Raw genomic sequence first — 18,580 nt, 5'->3', positions numbered from 1 at the left:
CAGATAACTGCCTAATTTTGCGCAAGATCACTCATCCTCACGCATCCTCCTGGCAGAAAGCGACAGGGGATGAGTTTTTCCCGCCCGCCTGCTGGCACACTGGTCAAAAAATCCGCGACAGGAACCAGGAATGAAACGCACCGCAATAGCCTTTCTGATGTTACCCGCACTGGCACATGCCGACTGGTCATCGCCGGGGTTTGGCGCATTTCGCGCCGAGGGCACCGGGATTTTCACCAGCCAGGCAAAGCTTGCGAAGGGTACGCGTCCTCTTACGCTGAGTTTTGACAAGACGTGCTGGCAGCCCACAGGCGCGATAAAACTCAATGAGATGCTTTCGCTCAAGCCCTGTGACGGCGCTCCGCCGCAGTGGCGCCTTTTCCGCGACGGTGAATATCAGATGCGGATTGATACCCGATCCGGCACGCCCACCCTGCTGCTGGCGGTTCAGAGCGCGACAGAACAGCCGGTGACCAACGTTATCCGCCAGTGTCCAAAGTGGGACGGTAAGCCGCTGACGCTGGACGTCAGCCATACCTTCCCGGAAGGCTCCGTCGTGCGCGACTACTACAGTAAACAGACGGCGACCGTACAAGATGGGAAAATCACCCTGCAGCCAGCCGCCAACAGTAACGGCCTGCTGCTGCTTGAGCGCGCCGAAACCGACAAGCCGGCACCGTTTAGCTGGCAAAACGCCACCGTCTATTTTGTACTGACCGACCGCTATGTGAATGGCGACCCGAGCAACGACAACAGCTATGGCCGCCATAAAGACGGCATGCAGGAGATTGGCACGTTCCACGGTGGCGATCTGAAGGGGCTGACCAGCAAGCTCGATTACCTGCAGCAGCTGGAGGTGAATGCGCTCTGGATAAGCTCCCCGCTTGAGCAGATCCACGGCTGGGTAGGCGGCGGGACCAAAGGTGATTTCCCGCATTATGCCTACCACGGCTACTACACCCAGGACTGGACAACGCTCGATGCCAACATGGGTACCGAGGATGACCTGCGTCAGCTTGTTGATGAGGCGCATAAGCGCGGCATTCGCATCCTGTTTGATATCGTCATGAACCACGTTGGCTATGCCACGCTGGCAGACATGCAGGAATTTCAGTTTGGTGCCCTGTACCTTCAGGGTGATGAACTGAAAAAGACGCTGGGAGAACGCTGGACGGACTGGACGCCTGGCGCAGGCCAGACCTGGCATAGCTTCAACGACTACATCAACTTCAGCGACAAGGCCGCATGGGAAAAATGGTGGGGCAAGAAATGGATCCGTACCGACATCGGTGATTACGATAATCCCGGCTTCGACGATTTAACGATGTCGCTGGCGTTCCTGCCAGACCTGAAAACGGAATCCACCGTCCCTTCCGGGTTACCCAATTTCTATCAACACAAGGCCGATACCCACGCGAAAGCGATTCCGGGCTATACCCCGCGCGACTACCTGACCCACTGGCTCAGCCAGTGGGTACGTGACTACGGCATCGACGGTTTCCGGGTGGATACCGCGAAACACGTTGAGCTTGCGGCCTGGCAACAGCTGAAAGACCAGGCAAGCCAGGCGCTGGCCGCCTGGAAAGGCGCTCACCCGGATAAAAAGCTCGATAATGCACCGTTCTGGATGACCGGGGAATCCTGGGGCCACGGCGTCATGCAGAGCGATTATTACCGCCACGGTTTTGACGCGATGATTAACTTTGATTATCAGGAGCAGGCGGCAAAAGCGGCGGATTGTCTGGCCGATATGGATCTCACCTGGCAGCAGATGGCGGAGAAGCTGCAAAGCTTCAACGTGCTGAGCTACCTCTCATCCCATGATACGCGCCTGTTCCGCGAAGGGGGCCCGCGCGCGGCGGAGTTGCTTCTGCTGGCACCGGGCAGCGTGCAAATCTATTACGGGGATGAGTCCGAGCGTCCATTCGGGCCGACAGGCTCCGACCCGCTGCAGGGCACCCGCTCGGATATGAACTGGCAGGACGTCACGGGCAAGCAGGCCTTAACCGTCGCCCACTGGCAAACGCTGGGTCAGTTCCGCGCCCGTCACCCGGCGATTGGTGAAGGCAAACAAACCACGCTGTCGCTGAAAGAGGGGTATGGCTTCGTGCGCGAGCACAAGGGCGATAAGGTGATGGTGGTATGGGCGGGTAATCAATAGATCAAACCCCTCACCCTAACCTTCTGCCCTGAGGGGAGAGGGGCGGGGTGAGGGGAATTCCACCAGAACTATTCACTACACAAGCCCATTACTGCCCTATAAAACAACAAATCCGACCACACCACCCGATTTGCACCAACACGGTGCTAGCGTTATGGTTACCCACTTTCTAAATAAGCTCGACAGATCACCTGCTATGACGTTTTCACTTTTCGGCGACAAATTTACCCGCCATTCAGGCATTACTCGCCTGATGGAGGACCTCAACGACGGGCTGCGCACACCGGGCGCAATCATGCTCGGCGGCGGAAATCCGGCTCAAATCCCGGAGATGAATACCTATTTCCAGACCCTGCTCGCTCAGATGCTGGAAAGCGGCAAAGCAACCGATGCGCTTTGCAATTACGACGGCCCGCAGGGTAAAACCGAACTGCTGGCACTCCTCGCCGAAATGCTGCGTGACGAGCTGGGCTGGGATATCGAACCACAGAATATTGCACTGACAAACGGCAGCCAGAGCGCGTTTTTCTACTTGTTTAACCTGTTCGCAGGACGTCGCGCCGACGGCACCACCAAAAAAGTGCTGTTCCCGCTGGCACCGGAGTATATCGGCTACGCTGATTCCGGCCTGGAAGAGGATCTGTTCGTCTCCGCGCGCCCGAACATTGAGCTGCTGCCGGAAGGCCAGTTCAAATATCACGTCGATTTTGAACACCTGCATATTGGCGAAGAGACGGGCATGATCTGCGTATCGCGCCCGACTAACCCAACGGGCAACGTGATCACCGATGACGAACTGATGAAGCTGGATGCGCTGGCAAATCAGCACGGCATCCCGCTGGTGATCGATAACGCCTACGGTGTACCGTTCCCGGGCATTATCTTCAGCGAAGCACGTCCGCTGTGGAACCCGAATATTGTCCTGTGCATGAGCCTCTCTAAGCTGGGTCTGCCAGGCAGCCGCTGCGGCATCATCATCGCTAATGAGAAAATCATCACCGCCATCACCAATATGAACGGCATTATTAGCCTTTCTCCGGGCGGCATTGGCCCGGCGATGATGTGCGAAATGATCAAACGCAAGGACCTGTTGCGTCTGTCGAATAACGTGATCAAGCCTTTCTACTACCAGCGCGTTCAGGAGACGATCGCGACCCTTCGTCGCTATTTGCCGGAAGAACGCTGTCTTATCCACAAACCGGAAGGGGCGATTTTCCTGTGGCTGTGGTTTAAGGATTTACCTATCACCACCGAACTGCTTTACCAGCGCCTGAAAAAGCGCGGCGTACTGATGGTGCCGGGCGATTATTTCTTCCCAGGTCTGGATAAGCCGTGGCCGCATACCCATCAGTGCATGCGCATGAACTACGTCCCCGATCCGGAAAAAATCGAAGCGGGTGTTAAAATTCTCGCCGAAGAGATCGAAAAAGCCTGGCGCGAAGGCAATTGTTAAATAATAAGGCTCTTCAAATGAAGAGCCTTATTTTTCCGTGATCTTAATCTTATATTAAGGATATATCCTGTAGCGTTTTATTTATCATCCCCCTTGAGTTTCCTTAGGAATATTCCTTTAATTTACGCTCACTAACTTTCCCCTCAATAATTAAGCATCGATTAAAAATCTTAACTTATTGTTATTTTGAAATAACCCTCTGCAACACAGGGAAATACCTTCCCGAGCCACTTTCATGCATATTTAAAAATAGGGCATATACTCACTAATACGCCGCTCGGCGTTCTTTTGCGTGGAGTATTCATATGCTACCTAATAATGTTAGTCGCATCAGCGCTATCGCTGTTGCGGTACTGCTCGCGTTCTCTCTTTCTGCCTGCAGTGGAAGCGGTGGCGGCTCTCATCACTCAACGGCCAAAAATAACCCTGCGACGGGAAGCAGCAGCGGCTCAGGTGATGGAAGTGGCACGACCGCGAACAATGGCGGTTCGGGCAGCAACGGCTCAGGTACCGGGACGGGTTCAGGTACCGGGACAGGCGCTGGTGGCGGAACGGGTTCTGGTTCAGGATCGGGCTCAGGAGGCAATGGCAGCGGAGGAACCGGAACAGGCAACACGGGCGGTGGCGGAACCACTACCGCAGGCGTAAATACGATACTGGGTGATGCCGGTAAAACCGTAACCAGCGTCGGATCGACGGTGGATGGCCTTGGAAGCCAGCTTCCGACAAATAACCCCGTCACGTCAACCGTTTCAACCACCGTCAGCGGTGTTGGCAGTGCCGTGTCCACCGTGGGGACAGGCGTCACGACTGGCGTTGGCGATCCAAACAACCCGAACGGTGTGGGCACAACGGTTAAAGGCGTGACCACGTCCGTCACCTCCCTTGGCAATACCGTTTCAACAGTAGGCACGGGCCTGGCGAGCTCCACTTCCGGAACACCGGTCAGCGGCGTAACCGGACTGACGGGCAGCGTGGTCAACAGCACCGGGCAACTGGTCAGTAACACCGGCACGGGTCTCACCAACACGGTAAGCAGCCCAGCGGTCACTCAGGTAACAACCGATACCACGGCCCTGGCTAACAAGACGCTGGGCGGGGTACAAGGCGTGACGCAAAGCGTGGGCACCACAACGGGTCTCGGCACACCTGTCAACGGTCTGCTGACCCAGGTGGGTGGCACCGTCAGCGGCGTGGGGACCAACATTAGCAGCAGCAATAGCGGGCTTAGCGGTGTCGGTCAGGTCGTTCAAAATGTAGGCCAGACGGTCACGGATAGCGGTACGCTAGTGAAACCCACATCAACCACCGGAGGCAGCGGCACAGGATCTCTGACGGCCGATGCCAATGTGACAGCCACAAACAATAGCCTGAGCACTACGGTCAATACCACCCTCAATACGCTGACTGCGGGTGTAACGGCCAATGCAGGCACAACCCAAAACACATCTACGACAAACCCGATTAACGGACTCAACACGTTAACCACCGGTCTGCTGACGCCAAAACAGTAACCTGCTTATTGTCATTCTGCGCCCCTGGTTCAGGGGCGCTTTATACAGCGACACTCCCCCTAACCGGGAATGATGAACAGGGATAGCGCGATGAAACACCACTTCCTTTTTTCGCTGACGGGGCTGGTTGTGCTGAGCATGGCCCGCGCCGATACACTGCCCTCTATTATTAACCCTGATAACCCGGCGCAAGTTTCTCGTAACGTTGCCCCCGAACAGACGGAGGCCGTCCCGCAGCCGAAAGTCAAAATAGAAAAACCGCAGTCAACGCTGACGCCTGAAACGCCCGTTACCATTAATCACATTCAGTTTATTGGCGGCACGCGTTATCCCTTGCAGGAATTACTTCAGCCCTTCAGGCCTTACGCCGGAAAAACCGTGCCGCTAAAAACGCTCACCGGGCTGGTAAACGATATTACGGCGCGCTATAAGGCCGACGGTTTTCCGCTCTCCTATGCCTGGCTGCCCGATAATAATTTCCAGCAGGGAAATATTAAAATTGTTCTGGTTGAAGGCTATGTCGCTCACAGCGACATCACCAGTAATAACCCGCACATCGCCGAACGTCTTAAACGTTTGTCCGAAAAAATCATGGCGGAAAAACCGCTGTCTCAGGATACGTTCGATCGCTACAGCCAGCTGATGACGCGCACCCCGAACGTTCCGGTCACGGCTAACGCACGGTTGCCAACCAATATTTATGGCGCGGCGGCAATGCAAATAACCGGCAACCAGGAGCGGAGCTGGAATATCGCCTCGACGATCGATACCCGTAAAGGGCAAGATTTAATGATGCTGAACGGCACGCTCAGCAACATGACAAGTTATGGCGATCAGCTTGGCGTGGCCACGCTTGTGCCGTTAGATAGCAACACGCGAAAAAACTATGTCGGGCTCAACTGGCAGCAGTTTTTAAACGATGAAGGGCTGACGATGCAGCTCAAAGGCAGCTATTACCGCGAAGATCCGCGAGATTTTTCGCCCCTGCTCTCTTTGCCGAATAATATCAGCGTCGATTCGAAGCAAAAAACAACGCAATACAACGGTGGCGTGACGTTTGGCTATCCCCTGCTGCTGACGCAAAAATCACAAATTAATCTGACCGGCGGTTTTGATTACACCGACCGCCAGGATGATTATGCTCTTCAGGCCAGACTGCAGGGCAAAACCTATCGTCTGGACTCCGTCAACCAGCACGCGCGTTATCCGGCGCTGGAAGTGGGCGTTAATGGTGCGCATCAGTTCACAACCGCCAGCATCAGCGGCCGACTCAACGTGCGTCAGGGCATTGATGCGATGGGTGCCGATATCGTCTCGGCCCCCAGACCCGATATGAATTTTACGCTCACGAAAAGCTATCTGGACGCAGCCTGGCTGTTTGCCGACAAGTGGCGGCTTTCAACGTCCTGGGAGGGTGACTGGTCAAATAACACGTTGCCAGAACCCGAACGCGTTAGCTTCGGTGCCCAGCGGTTTGGCCGTGGATACCAGGACAGTGAAGCAAGCGGTGATTACGGCTATGGCGGGCAGGTAGAACTGCGCTATATCCAGATGCGAAAAGAGAGTACCTGGCTTGCCACAATCCAGCCCTACATCCTGGCCGATACCGCGCAAACCTGGTTTAACACCTCCGGCTTGCCTCATCAGCGGCTCGGGTCAGTGGCGGCCGGCGTGATGGTAGGCGATACCCGCCACTATAGCGTCACGGTTGAGGCGGCAAGACCCGTAGGGGATGTTCCGACAGACAGTCGCAACAGAGACTGGCGCTACAGTCTGACATTTACGTGGAATTTCAATAAAATGCAGTAAGCCTTTCAGCCCGAATACTGACAGGATCAACGCAGCGCAGCGCGTGGGTTGGACAGGCCTCCACGCAGGCCGGTCCGCCTTCGCGATGACGGCACAAATCACATTTCAGCGCTTGTGCCCTGTTTCCCACCAGCCGTACCTGCATCGCCCCAAACGGACAGGCGACCATACAGCTCTTGCAGCCAATACAGCGCGTCTGCTCAACAAGCCAGGCGCCCGCCGTACGGCTGATGGCATGGGTTGGGCAGACGTTGGCACAGGGGGCGTCCTCGCACTGATGACACCCCACCGCCGTTGTGTAGTCGTCCCCTTTCACTACCCGAAGGCGGGAGGTAAAAGCCTGCGCGATGAAATCGTCCTGATGCGCGACCGCACAGGCCACTTCACAGGTGCGGCACCCGATGCATTTTTCCGCATCCGCCATGATAAATCGGTTCATCTGTTACGCCTCGCGTACGTTAAAACCCAGCTCTTTTGAGATAGCCTCTGCCGTTTCGCGCAGCGGTTTGAGCAGGTTCTTCTCGCCCACCTGCTTCATGCGCGACGTCGATAGCGAGATAGAGATCGCGTACGGGACGCGACCGTGAATATCAAACACCGGCACGGCAATACAGGAGACGCCCAGTTCGTTCTCTTCTTTGTCCATCGCCATGCTGCGATCGCGAATTTCCGCCAGTTCATCATACATGGCGCTCAGTTCAGTGATGGTGTTGCGCGTCAAAGGTTGGATCTGTTCCTGATGGCTTTCCCAGTAGCTCGCCACGTAATCCTGATGGCCAAACGCCATGTAGATCTTGCCCATCGCGGAACAGTAAAGCGGCATATGCTGGCCAATATAGGCGCGCGTGCGCAGCATACCGGTTGTCGGTTCGAGCTTATAAATCAGGATGGCGTGGTCATCTTCCCGGCTGGAGAAGTTCACCGTCTCGCCGGTCGCAATGTTCAGCGCTTCGAGGTGCGGAGCGGCCACGTGAATGATATTCAGCGACGACAGCGCCTTTTGCCCGACGGCGATAAATTTGGTGGTCAGGCGATAGCTTCCCGCGGCGGGTGCCGGGGTCACGTACCCGCACGACTGTAGCCCCTGCAGCAAGCGGTGCACGGTGCTCTTGTTCAGCCCCGCCAGTTCCGATAAATGCGCAAGCGGACACCCGTTCGGATAGTTGCTGAGGATCTCAATCAGCATCAGGCCGCGAAACAAGCTCTGGCTGCCTGCTGGCCTCTCTTTTTCTTGCGTCATTTCGCTCTCTTTCATGCTCATTACATGGCTCCTTTTCATCGCGACCTGATGGTAGCGCAAAGTGTGGGTCAGTTCACGATCTCAACAGAAAAAACACAACCAGTTGATTTTAATCGATTTTGAAAAACATGAATGTCGTTGATCTGACAAAATTTGATCGCTATATTTGAAATCAGATTTCGCATAGTGGAATTTAGCGATAAAAAAGCACTCACACTTGCCCTTAAAAGAACAGGAGAACAGGGATGAAAGTGACCTTCGAAGAGTTGAAAGCGGCGTTCAATCGGGTTCTGCTCGATCGCGGCATAAAAGCGGAAACCGCAGACGCTTGCGCCGAGATGTTTGCCCGCACCACGGAATCCGGCGTCTATTCGCATGGTGTGAACCGCTTCCCACGCTTTATTCAGCAGCTTGATGCAGGGGATATCATTCCTGACGCCCAGCCCAAACGGGTGATGACATTAGGCGCCATCGAACAGTGGGATGCGCAGCGCTCCATTGGCAACCTGACGGCGAAGAAGATGATGGATCGCGCCACCGAGCTGGCGTCCGATCACGGCATTGGTCTGGTGGCACTGCGTAACGCGAACCACTGGATGCGCGGCGGCAGCTACGGCTGGCAGGCGGCGGAGAAGGGCTATATCGGCATTTGCTGGACCAACTCGATTGCCGTGATGCCCGCGTGGGGATCAAAAGAGTGCTGCATCGGCACGAACCCGCTGATCGTTGCCATTCCGTCGAACCCTATCACCATGGTCGACATGTCGATGTCGATGTTCTCCTACGGCATGCTGGAGGTGAACCGCCTGGCCGGGCGCGCGTTGCCGGTAGATGGCGGCTTTGACGACGAAGGTCACCTCACCAGAGAGCCGGGCGTGATCGAGAAAAACCGCCGTATTCTGCCCATGGGCTACTGGAAAGGGTCCGGCTTATCCATCGTCCTCGATATGATCGCCACCCTGCTCTCAAACGGATCTTCCGTCGCGGAAGTGACCCAGGACAACAGCGACGAGTACGGCGTATCGCAGATCTTCATCGCCATTGAGGTGGATCGTCTGATCGATGGCCCAACCCGCGATGCCAAACTGCAGCGCATTATGGACTTCATCACCACCGCCGAACGCGCGGATGAGAATGTCGCCATCCGTCTGCCGGGGCATGAATTTACCCGTTTGCTTGAAGAGAACCGCCGCAACGGCATCACGGTTGACGACAGCGTGTGGGCGAAAATCCAGTCTCTGTAAGGAGTGGGCCATGATATTCGGACATATTTCCCAGCCAAATCCGTGTCGCCTGCCGCGGGCAATTGAAAAAGCCCTTCATTTTCTGCGCACGACGGATTTCTCTCTCCTGGCGCCAGGCGTAGTAGAAATTGAAGGTCGCAACATTTTTGCCCAGGTTCTGGATCTGACAACAAAGGATCTGCACGAGAATCGCCCGGAAGTGCATCGCCGCTATCTGGATATCCAGTTCCTGGCCTGGGGTGAAGAGAAAATCGGTATCGCGATTGATACCGGTAATAACGAAATAAGCGAATCATTGCTGGAACAGCGCGATATTATTTTTTATCACAACAGTGAAAATGAGTCGTTTATCGAAATGACACCCGGCAGCTATGCCATATTTTTTCCGCAGGATGTGCACCGTCCTGCCTGTATTAAAAACAAGGAAACCACAATTCGTAAAATTGTGGTGAAAGTGGCAATCAGCGAATTAGATTAATTTTCTGATATACCCTAAATAATTCGAGTTGCAGGAAGGCGGCAAGAGAGTGAATCTCCAGGAGCTTACATAAGTAAGTGACTGGGGTGAACGAGCGCAGCCAACGCACATGCAACTTGAAGTATGACGGGTATAAATACAGGAACGCGAAATGACCAACACCAGTTTTATTATTGGTGCGTACCCCTGCGCACCCTCGTTTCACCAGAAAGGGGAACAAGAAGAACAAACCTTCTGGCGGGAACTTTCCGACACGCCGAATATTCGCGGGCTGGAACAGCCTTGCCTTGAAAATCTTCATCCCCTTGGTGACGAATGGCTGTTCCGCCATACCCCGGGGGACTGGCAAATCGTGGTCACGGCAGTAATGGAAACCATGCGCCGCCGCGGCAGCAACGGCGCGTTTGGCCTGGCCTCAGCTGACGACGCGCAGCGTAAAGCGTGCGTGGACTTTTACCGGCATCTGCACCAGAAAATTAACGCCGTGAATGCCCGTTATCCGGGCAAAGTGATTGCTCTGGAAATGCAGGCCGCCCCGCAGGCGGGCAATGCTTCCGTCGAACAGGCCACCGAGGCGTTTTCCCGCTCCATCCGTGAAATAACACGCTGGGACTGGGACTGCGATCTGGTGCTGGAACACTGCGATGCCATGACCGGCGCCGCACCACGTAAAGGCTTCCTGCCCCTGGAGCAGGTGCTGGAGGTGGTGAAAGACACGGATATCAGCGTCTGCATCAACTGGGCGCGGTCGGCCATCGAAGGCCGTAACACTACCCTTCCCCTTGACCACGTTCAGGCCGCGCTTAATGCCGGGAAACTGGGTGCGCTGATGTTTTCAGGCACCACCCCCGGCGGGGAGTACGGTGAATGGCAGGATCTGCACGCGCCATTTTCCTCCTTCTGTGCCGACAGTCTGATGTCCACTGAATGTGCAAAAGCACTCTTTACTGCGGCGAGCGCCGCAACGTTGAAATTCTCCGGTATTAAATTACTGGAAATAAATGCTAATGCTGATGTCAGCCATCGCATCGCCATTTTGCGCGACGGTATTAGCGCAATGAATAAAGCAACGCAATAACAATAAGAAAAGTTTATTCCGGTTACCTACTGAGAGATTAACTATGAATATTTCTACTCATGCTCTACATGCGGATATTCCGCGCCAGCGCTGGCTAAGAATCATTCCTCCTATTCTTATCGCCTGTATTATTTCATATATGGACCGCGTGAATATCGCGTTTGCAATGCCGGGAGGGATGGACGAAGAATTAGGTATTACCGCCACCATGGCAGGCCTCGCGGGCGGCATATTCTTTATCGGCTATCTGTTCCTGCAGGTACCCGGCGGCAAGATTGCGGTGCACGGTAGCGGCAAGAAATTTATCGGCTGGTCACTGGTCGCCTGGGCGGTGATCTCGGTGCTCACGGGTCTCGTGACGAATCAGTACCAGCTGCTGGTGCTGCGCTTCTTACTCGGCGTGGCGGAAGGCGGGATGCTGCCCGTTGTGCTCACCATGATCAGCAACTGGTTCCCGGATGCCGAACGCGGTCGCGCCAACGCAATTGTGATCATGTTTGTACCCATCGCCGGGATAATCACCGCCCCGCTGTCGGGCTGGATTATCACCGCGCTTGACTGGCGCTGGCTGTTCATCATTGAAGGTCTGATGTCCATTGTTGTGCTGGTGCTCTGGGCATTCACGGTCTACGACCGTCCGCAGGAAGCCCGCTGGATCTCAGCGGCCGAGAAAAACTATCTGGTACAAACGCTGGCGGCTGAACAGCAGGCCATCGCCGGAAAAGAGGTGAAAAATGCCTCGCTCAGCGCGGTGCTGTCTGACAAAACCATGTGGCAGCTGATCGCCCTGAATTTCTTCTATCAGACCGGGATTTACGGTTACACCCTCTGGCTGCCGACCATTCTGAAGGAGCTGACGCACACCAGCATTGGTCAGGTGGGGATGCTCGCCATCCTGCCCTACATCGGCGCCATTGCGGGCATGTTCCTGTTCTCCTCGCTTTCTGACCGCACCGGCAAGCGCAAGCTGTTTGTCTCCCTGCCGTTGATTGGCTTCGCGCTCTGCATGTTCCTCTCCGTAGCCCTGAAAGCAAACATCTGGCTGGCCTATGCCGCACTGGTGGGCTGCGGTTTCTTCCTGCAATCCGCTGCCGGCGTGTTCTGGACGATCCCGGCAAGACTGTTTAGCGCAGAGATGGCGGGCGGCGCGCGCGGCGTGATCAACGCCCTGGGCAACCTCGGTGGCTTCTGCGGCCCGTATGCCGTTGGCGTGCTGATCACCCTGTACAGCAAAGATGCGGGCGTCTACTGCCTGGCCGTTTCACTCGCGCTGGCGTCGCTGCTGGCCCTGCTGTTGCCGGCGAAATGCGATGCCGGGGCAGAGCCCAATCCCACGATAAATCCCCATAAACGTGCGGCCTGATGCCCTCACCCCAGCCCTCTCCCACGGGGAGAGGGAGAAAACCAAACCGTAGGCCGGGTAAGCGCAGCGCCACCCGGCAATTAAGCGAGATGAAGATGAGTGAAAAAGAGACCTTCTGGCTGGGTATCGATTGTGGCGGTACTTATCTTAAAGCCGGTTTATACAACAGCCAGGGCAAAGAAGTCAGTATCGAACGCCGCTCCGTTGCCACGCTCAGCCCGCGAGCGGGCTACGCCGAGCGGGATATGCATCAGCTGTGGCAGCACTGCCACGCAACCATCGCCGCGTTGCTCAAGAATGCAGGCGTAAACGGCAACCAGATCAATGGGGTCGGCATTTCTGCTCAGGGTAAAGGGCTGTTTCTGCTCGATAAACAGGACCAACCGTTGGGCAACGCCATCCTCTCCTCCGATCGCCGGGCACTGGAGATTGTGCAGCGCTGGCAGCAGGACGGCATTCCCGAAAAACTCTACCCGCATACGCGCCAGACGCTGTGGACCGGGCATCCGGCCTCGCTTCTGCGCTGGGTCAAAGAGAACGAGCCGCAGCGCTATCAGCAGATTGGCTGCGTGATGATGGCGCACGACTATCTGCGCTGGTGCCTGACAGGCGTGAAGGGCGGTGAAGAGAGCAACATCTCCGAGTCCAATCTCTACAACATGAATACCGGGCAGTATGACCCGCAGCTTACGCGCTGGCTCGGGATCAGCGAGATTGACGGCGCCCTGCCGCCGATTGTCGGTTCAGCAGAAATCTGCGGGGAAATCACCGCTCAGGCAGCCGCCCTTACCGGTCTCGCGGCGGGCACGCCCGTCGTGGGGGGACTGTTTGATGTGGTTTCCACCGCGCTCTGCGCCGGACTGCAGGACGAGCACACGCTGAACGCCGTGATGGGCACCTGGGCCGTCACCAGCGGGATCGCCAGTGCGCTTCGCAGCAACGAACCCTTCCCCTACGTTTATGGTCGCTACGTGCATCCGCAGCAGTACATCGTTCACGAAGCCAGCCCGACCTCGTCCGGCAACCTTGAGTGGCTCACCGCGCAGTGGGGCGACATGTCGTTCAGCGAGATCAACCACGCCGTCGCCAGCCTGCCGAAAGCCGAAAGCGATGTGTACTTCCTGCCGTTCCTCTATGGCAGCAACGCCGGGCTGGAGATGACCAGCGGCTTCTACGGGATGCAGGCGCTACACACCCGCGCGCACCTGCTGCAGGCGGTTTACGAAGGCGTGGTGTTCTGCCACATGACCCACCTCAACCGCATGCTCGAACGCTTTACCCACGTTCATGCCCTGCGCGTGACGGGGGGGCCAACCCATTCGGACGTGTGGATGCAAATGCTTGCGGACGTCAGCGGGCTGGCGATTGAACTGCCGCAGGTAGAAGAGACCGGCTGTTCCGGCGCGGCGCTGGCCGCCCTGGTCGGCACCGGCGTGTATCCCGATTTCCATACGGCGCAATGCGCCCTCCGACACGACATTCGTGTCATTGAGCCTGACATGCACGCCCATGCGGCCTATCAGCGCAAGTATCAGCGCTATCAGCTACTGATTTCAGCACTACAGGGCTATCACGCCCGAGTTAAGGAGAACAACCTATGAGCCGACCATTACTGCAGCTGGCGCTCGACCATACCTCTCTTCAGGCCGCGCAGCGTGATGTCGCGACGCTTGCCGATCACGTTGATATCGTCGAAGCGGGCACCATTTTGTGCCTGACCGAAGGGCTAAACGCCGTGCGCGCCCTGCGCGAGCAGTGCCCGGATAAAATCATCGTTGCAGACTGGAAAGTGGCCGATGCCGGAGAAACGCTGGCAGAGCAGGCATTTGGCGCGGGTGCAAACTGGATGACCATCATCTGCGCCGCCCCGCTGGCCACCGTTGAACGCGGCCACGAGGTAGCCCTGCGTCGCGGGGGGGAAATCCAGATGGAGCTCTTTGGTCACTGGACGCTGGACGATGCTCGCGCATGGCATCGCATCGGCGTGAAGCAGGCCATTTATCACCGCGGACGTGACGCACAGGCGAGCGGCCAGCAGTGGGGTGAGGCAGATCTCGCAAAAATGCAAGCGCTCTCCGATATCGGTTTGCAGCTTTCGGTTACCGGCGGTATCACCCCCGCCGACCTGCCGCTGTTTAAGCAAATCAACGTCAAAGCCTTTATTGCCGGACGCGCGCTGGCAGGTGCCGCCAATCCACCGCAGGTGGCACAGGCATTCCATTCGCATATTCGCGACATCTGGGGAGCGTAACCATGCGTCAGCATCCGTTAGGTATTTACGAAAAAGCGCTGCCAAAAGATCTCTCCTGGCCCGAGCGGCTGGTACTGGCGAAAAGCTGCGGATTCGATTTTGTCGAGATGTCTGTCGATGAAACCGACGAGCGATTATCACGCCTCGACTGGAGCACCACGCAGCGCGCCTCTCTGGTGGAAGCGATGCTGGAAACCGGCGTGGCGATCCCCTCTATGTGCTTGTCTGCCCACCGTCGTTTCCCGTTTGGCAGCCGCGATGAAACCGTGCGCGAACGCGCCCGTGAGATCATGAGCAAAGCCATCAGGCTGGCGCGTGATTTAGGCATTCGCACCATCCAGCTTGCCGGGTATGACGTCTATTACGAAGCGCATGACGAGGGGACGCAACAGCGCTTTGCCGACGGGCTGGTGTGGGCCGTAGAGCAGGCCGCCGCCGCACAGGTGATGCTGGCGGTGGAGATCATGGACACCGCGTTTATGAACTCCATCAGCAAATGGAAAAAGTGGGACGACATGCTCGCCTCACCGTGGTTCAGCGTTTATCCGGACGTTGGCAACCTGAGCGCGTGGGGTAACGACGTCACCGCCGAGCTGACGCTGGGCATTGACCGCATTGCGGCTATTCACCTGAAAGATACCCAGCCCGTCACCGCACAAAGCCCCGGCCAGTTCCGCGACGTGCCGTTTGGCGAGGGCTGCGTCGATTTCGTTGGCGTGTTTAACACGCTGCATCAACTGAACTATCGCGGCGCATTTCTGATTGAAATGTGGACCGAAAAAGCAAAAGAGCCGGTGCTGGAGATTATCCAGGCGCGCCGCTGGATTGAAGCCCGTATGCAGGAAGGAGGCATGACATGCTAGACGAACTTAAAGCCGAGGTACTGGCAGCAAACCTGGCGTTGCCCGCCCACCAGCTGGTGACGTTTACCTGGGGCAACGTCAGCGCAGTGGACCGCAAAAGCGGCATGATGGTCATTAAACCGTCCGGTGTGGAATACGACGTGATGACGGCGGAGGATATGGTGGTGGTGAATATCGCCACGGGCCAGGTTATTGAGGGGAATAAAAAGCCCTCTTCGGACACGCCTACCCATCTTGCGCTGTATCGTCGTTACCCGGAGATTGGCGGCATCGTGCATACCCATTCGCGCCACGCCACTATCTGGTCCCAGGCGGGGCTGGATTTACCGGCCTGGGGAACCACGCACGCGGACTATTTCTACGGGACCATCCCCTGCACACGCCTGATGACCACGGCAGAGATTGCAGGGGAATACGAATACCAGACGGGTGAAGTGATCATCAAAACCTTCGAGGAGCGCGATCTTAGCCCGATGCAGATCCCGGCGGTGCTGGTCCACTCCCACGGTCCGTTCGCCTGGGGTAAAGACGCTGCCGATGCGGTTCACAATGCCGTGGTGCTGGAAGAGTGCGCCTATATGGGCCTGTTCTCTCGCCAGCTCGTGCCACAGCTTCCGGTTATGCAGCAGGAACTGCTCGACAAGCATTATCTGCGCAAGCATGGAGCGAATGCCTATTACGGACAGTGATCATCCGGAATTAATGTGTTCCTTGCAGTACCGTCGTTTCCAGACGGCGGGAGTTAACCCGGTATGCTTCGAAAAGATCTGCCGAAAATAGCCCACGTCATTAAAACCACACCGCGTTGCCACTTCGGTGAGCGATGCAGAGTCATTCAGCAACAATTTTTCTGCCGCCCTGACGCGCTGGCGATGTATCGCCTCCGTCAGGGTTAAATGGAAGGTCCGGCGAAACACGCGCCCCAGATAATCCGCATTACAGTGCAATGCTTTTGCCAGTTGCGAGGTAGAAAGCGGCAAATGGAACTGCGTGCGAATAAGCTGCTTCGCCTTCCACGCCATTGCTGCACCGGCTTCATCTGCGTTGTCTTCATAGCCTGACGAAAGGGAAATTTGCTGCAAAATCAGTAATAAAATAATTTCCAGCGCCACGCTTCGCTGTAATTTCTCCTGCTCGCTCAGGAACTGGCGAAAAAGAGAAATCACATACTGGGCATCCCTCACACGGCAGTGTTGTTCGATTGCCAGATTGGGTAATCGGGGCATGTGATGCTCAACCTCAAAATGCAGCCAGTAAAACTTCAGATCGGCGGGAAAGTCGCCGACGCCTACATGTCGCCTGCCAGGCCAAAGAAGCAAACTCTCGCCCGCTTTCACGTCAAATACCGTATTTTCTTCCTGGATCGTTAATGTCCCTTTTTCGACAAAAATAATCTCCCACGATGTTAATTTACGCGCAGGATGGCGGCCCACACCCCGGGAAATAAACAACCCACCGTTTTGAACCTTAACCGGAAACGCTATGGATAATTCAAGCATTTATATTCACCATTTCGCTTTTAATGCCGCCATTATTAAATGCATCCATTGATTATTAATAAATAATGGCCCGACGGCCCGATCGGAATCACATTTTTATCATCAGGTCGGAATCGTCATCTTTTTATACTTTTCCCTTCCCTTGTTGGCCTCCCCATTCAGTGCAGAATAATCAGGTACCTTGCACAAATACGATAATAAATTCGATTACCGAGGAGTTACCCGATGACTTCCACACCGATTACAGAGTCTGACGTTACACAACAGGCGATAGATGACCGTTTGTCCGTGCGCGAAAAAATTGGCTACGGCCTGGGCGACGCGGGCGGTACGGTGATTACCTGCCTGATCATGAATTTTCTGACCTTTTTCTATACCGATATTTTTGGTCTGACGCCTGCGCTCGTGGGTACGCTCTTTATTGCCCTGCGCGTATTTGACGCTATTTCCGATCCGGTCATGGGCATTATTGCCGACCGCACGCAGAGCCGCTGGGGGCGCTTTCGCCCATGGCAGCTGTGGGTCGCCTTCCCGCTCGGAATTATCGGCGTGCTGACCTTCACCGTTCCGGAAGCCAGCATGAGCGTGAAAATCGCCTGGGCATTCGGGACCTATCTGCTGCTGTCCGTGGGCTATACCGCCATCAACGTTCCCTACTGCGCGCTGATTAATACCATGACCACCCGCCATAACGAGGTGATCTCCTGCCAGTCCTGGCGCTTCGTGCAGTGCGGTGTGGCGGGATTTTTGGTCTCCGTAGGCCTGCCGTGGCTGGTCGCTGAACTGGGCCAGGGAGATGCCGCGAAAGGTTATCAGCTTGGCGTCGGCGTCCTGTGCGCCATTGCCGTGGTGATGTTCCTGTGCTGCTTCTTCTGGGTACGCGAGCGTGTCCCGCTGGCGCTGATGGGCAAATTCACCCTGCGGGAGCATCTGGCCGGACTGCGTAAAAACGATCAGTTGCTGCTGATGCTGGTGATGTCGTTCCTGCTGATCAACGTTTTCAACATTCGCGGCGGCGGATACATGTACTTTATCACCTACGTACTGCAGGGCAGCACCGCCTATACCTCGCTGTTTTTCACGATGGTGACCTTTGCGGCCATTCTGGGGGCGGTCATCGTCAACCCGCTGTCGCGCCGTATTGATACCGTCAAACTCTACTACTACACCAACCTGGTGCTCGCCGCTCTTGCGCTGGGAATGTGGTTTCTGCCAGGAGGCCCGGCGCACCAGACGCTCTGGCTGATCGTCATTTTAAGCAACGGCGTGATCCTGGGCTTCACGCTGCCGCTGCATTTCTCGCTGATGGCCTTTGCCGACGACTACGGCGAATGGAAAACCGGGGTGCGCTCATCGGGCATGAACTTCGCCTTCAACCTGTTTTTCATCAAGCTCGCGTGGGCCTCCAGCGCCGGGATCATCAGCCTGGTGTTTATCGCCGTCGCCTACCAGCCGGGCACGGGCAATCAGACACAGGCTTCGCTGCAGGGCATCACCGCCATGGAGACCATGCTCCCCGCCCTTTTCCATCTGCTACTGGCCGTTTCCATCCGCTGGTGCAAACTCAACAACCCAATGATGTCGCGCATTGCCACCGACCTGCGCCAGCGTCACGTACCGTCCTGAG

At 56.2% G+C, this 18,580-nt stretch carries 16 protein-coding genes; 13 read left to right on the top strand and 3 right to left on the bottom strand.

Annotation, left to right across the window (positions count from 1 at the left end; translation table 11 throughout):
- Nucleotides 1–130 precede the first annotated feature (130 nt).
- The 4 genes from KGP25_RS01180 (at nucleotide 131) to KGP25_RS01165 (ending at nucleotide 6,937) form a co-directional block, all read left to right on the top strand.
- Nucleotides 131–2,161 (top strand): alpha-amylase, encoded by a 2,031-nt coding sequence (locus KGP25_RS01180; RefSeq protein WP_223539852.1) that lies wholly within the window; start codon nucleotides 131–133, stop codon nucleotides 2,159–2,161.
- A 196-nt stretch (nucleotides 2,162–2,357) separates the two neighbouring features.
- The gene (gene avtA, locus KGP25_RS01175) at nucleotides 2,358–3,614 is read left to right on the top strand and encodes a valine--pyruvate transaminase (protein WP_223539851.1); all 1,257 of its coding nucleotides are present in this window, start codon (nucleotides 2,358–2,360) and stop codon (nucleotides 3,612–3,614) included.
- 305 nt (nucleotides 3,615–3,919) lie between these two features.
- Nucleotides 3,920–5,128 carry a collagen-like triple helix repeat-containing protein gene (locus KGP25_RS01170; RefSeq protein ID WP_072052246.1) on the top strand — a complete coding sequence of 403 codons (1,209 nt, stop codon included), beginning with the start codon at nucleotides 3,920–3,922 and terminating at the stop codon, nucleotides 5,126–5,128.
- Nucleotides 5,129–5,218: 90 nt separating this feature from the next.
- Nucleotides 5,219–6,937, top strand: coding sequence for a POTRA domain-containing protein (locus KGP25_RS01165; RefSeq protein WP_223539850.1), 1,719 nt, complete (start codon nucleotides 5,219–5,221; stop codon nucleotides 6,935–6,937).
- Here the strand turns inward: KGP25_RS01165 and KGP25_RS01160 are convergent.
- Both KGP25_RS01160 and yiaJ read right to left on the bottom strand, forming a co-directional pair.
- Complete coding sequence (locus KGP25_RS01160) at nucleotides 6,921–7,376, bottom strand: 4Fe-4S dicluster domain-containing protein (protein WP_223539849.1); 456 nt, start codon at nucleotides 7,374–7,376, stop codon at nucleotides 6,921–6,923. The two genes, KGP25_RS01165 and KGP25_RS01160, sit on opposite strands and share 17 nt — an antisense overlap.
- Before the next feature lie 3 nt (nucleotides 7,377–7,379).
- The gene (yiaJ, locus tag KGP25_RS01155) at nucleotides 7,380–8,198 is read right to left on the bottom strand and encodes an IclR family transcriptional regulator YiaJ (RefSeq protein ID WP_021242452.1); all 819 of its coding nucleotides are present in this window, start codon (nucleotides 8,196–8,198) and stop codon (nucleotides 7,380–7,382) included.
- A gap of 224 nt (nucleotides 8,199–8,422) precedes the next feature.
- On the opposite strand from yiaJ, the gene yiaK reads away from it, so the two are divergent.
- The 8 genes from yiaK to araD all read left to right on the top strand — a co-directional run bounded on the left by yiaK (nucleotide 8,423) and on the right by araD (nucleotide 16,143).
- A complete protein-coding gene (gene yiaK / locus KGP25_RS01150) occupies nucleotides 8,423–9,421 on the top strand; it encodes a 3-dehydro-L-gulonate 2-dehydrogenase (RefSeq protein ID WP_048226569.1) in 999 nt (332 codons plus the stop codon).
- A 10-nt stretch (nucleotides 9,422–9,431) separates the two neighbouring features.
- On the top strand, nucleotides 9,432–9,899 hold the full coding sequence (locus KGP25_RS01145; protein WP_223539848.1) for a YhcH/YjgK/YiaL family protein: 468 nt from the start codon (nucleotides 9,432–9,434) through the stop codon (nucleotides 9,897–9,899).
- A gap of 151 nt (nucleotides 9,900–10,050) precedes the next feature.
- Nucleotides 10,051–10,977 (top strand): DUF4862 family protein, encoded by a 927-nt coding sequence (locus KGP25_RS01140; protein WP_223539847.1) that lies wholly within the window; start codon nucleotides 10,051–10,053, stop codon nucleotides 10,975–10,977.
- A gap of 43 nt (nucleotides 10,978–11,020) precedes the next feature.
- A complete protein-coding gene (locus KGP25_RS01135; RefSeq protein ID WP_047745807.1) occupies nucleotides 11,021–12,340 on the top strand; it encodes an MFS transporter in 1,320 nt (439 codons plus the stop codon).
- Between the two features lie 95 nt (nucleotides 12,341–12,435).
- A complete protein-coding gene (locus tag KGP25_RS01130) occupies nucleotides 12,436–13,941 on the top strand; it encodes an FGGY-family carbohydrate kinase (RefSeq protein ID WP_126534959.1) in 1,506 nt (501 codons plus the stop codon).
- Nucleotides 13,938–14,591 carry a 3-keto-L-gulonate-6-phosphate decarboxylase UlaD gene (ulaD, locus tag KGP25_RS01125; RefSeq protein ID WP_223539846.1) on the top strand — a complete coding sequence of 218 codons (654 nt, stop codon included), beginning with the start codon at nucleotides 13,938–13,940 and terminating at the stop codon, nucleotides 14,589–14,591. Before KGP25_RS01130 ends, ulaD begins: the two co-directional genes overlap by 4 nt.
- 2 nt (nucleotides 14,592–14,593) lie before the next feature.
- Entirely contained in the window at nucleotides 14,594–15,454 is an 861-nt protein-coding gene (locus KGP25_RS01120) for an L-ribulose-5-phosphate 3-epimerase (RefSeq protein ID WP_223539845.1), read from the top strand.
- Nucleotides 15,448–16,143, top strand: coding sequence for an L-ribulose-5-phosphate 4-epimerase (araD, locus tag KGP25_RS01115; RefSeq protein WP_223539844.1), 696 nt, complete (start codon nucleotides 15,448–15,450; stop codon nucleotides 16,141–16,143). Before KGP25_RS01120 ends, araD begins: the two co-directional genes overlap by 7 nt.
- On the opposite strand, the gene KGP25_RS01110 is transcribed toward araD, so the two are convergent.
- Nucleotides 16,144–16,953, bottom strand: a complete 810-nt coding sequence (locus KGP25_RS01110; protein ID WP_223539843.1) for a helix-turn-helix domain-containing protein — start codon at nucleotides 16,951–16,953, stop codon at nucleotides 16,144–16,146. It lies immediately after the preceding gene.
- Between the two features lie 225 nt (nucleotides 16,954–17,178).
- On the opposite strand from KGP25_RS01110, the gene KGP25_RS01105 reads away from it, so the two are divergent.
- Complete coding sequence (locus KGP25_RS01105) at nucleotides 17,179–18,579, top strand: MFS transporter (RefSeq protein WP_223539842.1); 1,401 nt, start codon at nucleotides 17,179–17,181, stop codon at nucleotides 18,577–18,579.
- Nucleotide 18,580: the final 1 nt, after the last annotated feature.

It is taken from the genome of Enterobacter sp. JBIWA003, assembly GCF_019968825.1.
Lineage (GTDB): Bacteria > Pseudomonadota > Gammaproteobacteria > Enterobacterales > Enterobacteriaceae > Enterobacter > Enterobacter quasiroggenkampii.
The sequence above is the reverse complement of the archived record's forward strand: the minus strand, read 5'-3'. Positions and strand labels throughout refer to the sequence as shown.

Bases quoted from the DNA above. Each gene is read 5' to 3' on its own strand.
- KGP25_RS01180 (WP_223539852.1), top strand. From the start codon at position 131: ATGAAACGCACCGCAATAGCCTTTCTGATGTTACCCGCACTGGCACAT.
- KGP25_RS01105 (WP_223539842.1), top strand. From the start codon at position 17,179: ATGACTTCCACACCGATTACAGAGTCTGACGTTACACAACAGGCGATA.
- yiaJ (WP_021242452.1), bottom strand. From the start codon at position 8,198: ATGAGCATGAAAGAGAGCGAAATGACGCAAGAAAAAGAGAGGCCAGCA.
- KGP25_RS01140 (WP_223539847.1), top strand. From the start codon at position 10,051: ATGACCAACACCAGTTTTATTATTGGTGCGTACCCCTGCGCACCCTCG.
- KGP25_RS01160 (WP_223539849.1), bottom strand. From the start codon at position 7,376: ATGAACCGATTTATCATGGCGGATGCGGAAAAATGCATCGGGTGCCGC.
- avtA (WP_223539851.1), top strand. From the start codon at position 2,358: ATGACGTTTTCACTTTTCGGCGACAAATTTACCCGCCATTCAGGCATT.
- KGP25_RS01145 (WP_223539848.1), top strand. From the start codon at position 9,432: ATGATATTCGGACATATTTCCCAGCCAAATCCGTGTCGCCTGCCGCGG.
- KGP25_RS01130 (WP_126534959.1), top strand. From the start codon at position 12,436: ATGAGTGAAAAAGAGACCTTCTGGCTGGGTATCGATTGTGGCGGTACT.
- KGP25_RS01170 (WP_072052246.1), top strand. From the start codon at position 3,920: ATGCTACCTAATAATGTTAGTCGCATCAGCGCTATCGCTGTTGCGGTA.
- araD (WP_223539844.1), top strand. From the start codon at position 15,448: ATGCTAGACGAACTTAAAGCCGAGGTACTGGCAGCAAACCTGGCGTTG.
- ulaD (WP_223539846.1), top strand. From the start codon at position 13,938: ATGAGCCGACCATTACTGCAGCTGGCGCTCGACCATACCTCTCTTCAG.
- KGP25_RS01165 (WP_223539850.1), top strand. From the start codon at position 5,219: ATGAAACACCACTTCCTTTTTTCGCTGACGGGGCTGGTTGTGCTGAGC.
- KGP25_RS01120 (WP_223539845.1), top strand. From the start codon at position 14,594: ATGCGTCAGCATCCGTTAGGTATTTACGAAAAAGCGCTGCCAAAAGAT.
- yiaK (WP_048226569.1), top strand. From the start codon at position 8,423: ATGAAAGTGACCTTCGAAGAGTTGAAAGCGGCGTTCAATCGGGTTCTG.
- KGP25_RS01110 (WP_223539843.1), bottom strand. From the start codon at position 16,953: ATGCTTGAATTATCCATAGCGTTTCCGGTTAAGGTTCAAAACGGTGGG.
- KGP25_RS01135 (WP_047745807.1), top strand. From the start codon at position 11,021: ATGAATATTTCTACTCATGCTCTACATGCGGATATTCCGCGCCAGCGC.